The organism is thiotrophic endosymbiont of Bathymodiolus puteoserpentis (Logatchev) (assembly GCF_900127505.1).
Taxonomy (GTDB): domain Bacteria; phylum Pseudomonadota; class Gammaproteobacteria; order PS1; family Pseudothioglobaceae; genus Thiodubiliella.
On record NZ_UEXF01000045.1, the window covers coordinates 1 to 1,388 of the forward strand.

The following is a 1,388-nucleotide window of genomic DNA, read 5'->3' on the forward strand; positions in this document are numbered from 1 at the left end:
GAAAGTAGACTTCTGATAATTACCCCCATTCAAGTCTTGCATCCATAAAAATACAGACAATATTCCCAAGTTGATAAGATTAGCACAAATTATTCGATATTTTGGATTATTTGGGTTTTTCAGATGTGCTTAAGCCTCCTTTGTTTAGGTAGGGTTTGTTTTGTTGTTCGTTTAAATCAAGATAGCAACGGCTTAAATGCTTTAATACGGTTCTCACTATCATCAGCATGCTGATTATAAAAATGGATACTCTCACTGGCATTTAAGCTCTCAAGATTAGTGGCAATAGCGCGATAAATATATTGCTCAATAGCAAGGCTTTGGTCAGTATCACAGGCATTATTTTGTATCTACAGATAAATCCATCTCAATTTACCCTTTGATTTGTGTTCTTTGTACTTCTTTGTACAATTAAATCAAACACTGTGTCTATGCTGTATTTATTACACCTTTTTAATCAGTGCAATTACAATCCATATTCCAGCTATCCTCTTCAGATGATTTCACCAAAGCCTTTTCATTTATCGCTCCCAATTCATCCACCCAAGTTTGATAAACATACTCTTTACTAGCGCCAAAAAATCCTATATTTGTATATTCATTTTTGTCACTCTTGATGACTTTTCTTGAATATTTTTGTTCAATCCATGCCCACCATTCTATGGAATTTGGCGTTAATGCATTCGTGTTATCAAGTGCAATGGCTTGTGCTTTTTTAGAAATTAATTGATTTTTAGACTTTCCTTTGAGCATGCAAATGTATGCAATTAGATAGCATGCCGTCATAAGGCAAATCTAAATCATATTTAGACCTTGTAGGGTTTTTCCAAAACTCAATGACTTTTTGCTTGTTAATTTTTGCCTTGATCATGGGCATATTTGCGTTTTCAAAGGGCGGTTGAGTTTTGGCGCTGCTGATTTTATTTTTACCACTTCTGGTAAGGTTTGTTTTGGCATCTTTAATTCTTTTTCTAATTTTTATAGCACGGTGTTTTTCATCAAATCGAATGGCGATATAATTAGTCAACCCTTAAAAACCACACAACAAATTGATTTATAACAATAAAACCAACAATAACCCTAGACAAATCAACCAACTTTTGCTAAAATACCTCTTATTTCTTGGTCGTTTTGCTTAAAAAAATGTTAACTAAATCCAGCCCAATATCCACCCAATCAAATCTTTTTCATTCAGAGCTCTTTTCTCAATTAGATGTCAAAGACCCTTTAATACAACTAGCCAACACTATTAATTGGACGGTCTTTGATGATGCCTTTGAGCAACATTACTCTCAAAACAATGGCAGACCCTCAAAACCCATCAGGCTGATGGTAGGTTTGCTTTTGCTTAAACAACTAGAAAACCTCTCTGATGAGCGTGTTGTTTT

General features: G+C 34.3%; 3 protein-coding genes. 1 reads left to right on the forward strand and 2 read right to left on the reverse strand.

The features are described from left to right. Positions 1-453 precede the first annotated feature (453 nt). Complete coding sequence (locus tag BHECKSOX2_RS06520; RefSeq protein WP_139682760.1) at positions 454-753, reverse strand: hypothetical protein; 300 nt, start codon at positions 751-753, stop codon at positions 454-456. Further along, positions 734-1,027, reverse strand: a complete 294-nt coding sequence (locus BHECKSOX2_RS06525) for a hypothetical protein (RefSeq protein ID WP_139682951.1) — start codon at positions 1,025-1,027, stop codon at positions 734-736. Before BHECKSOX2_RS06525 ends, BHECKSOX2_RS06520 begins: the two co-directional genes overlap by 20 nt. Before the next feature lie 116 nt (positions 1,028-1,143). Here BHECKSOX2_RS06525 and BHECKSOX2_RS06530 point away from each other — a divergent pair. Beyond that, the coding region (locus BHECKSOX2_RS06530) for a transposase (protein WP_180323630.1) at positions 1,144-1,388 on the forward strand (245 nt) is incomplete at its 3' end.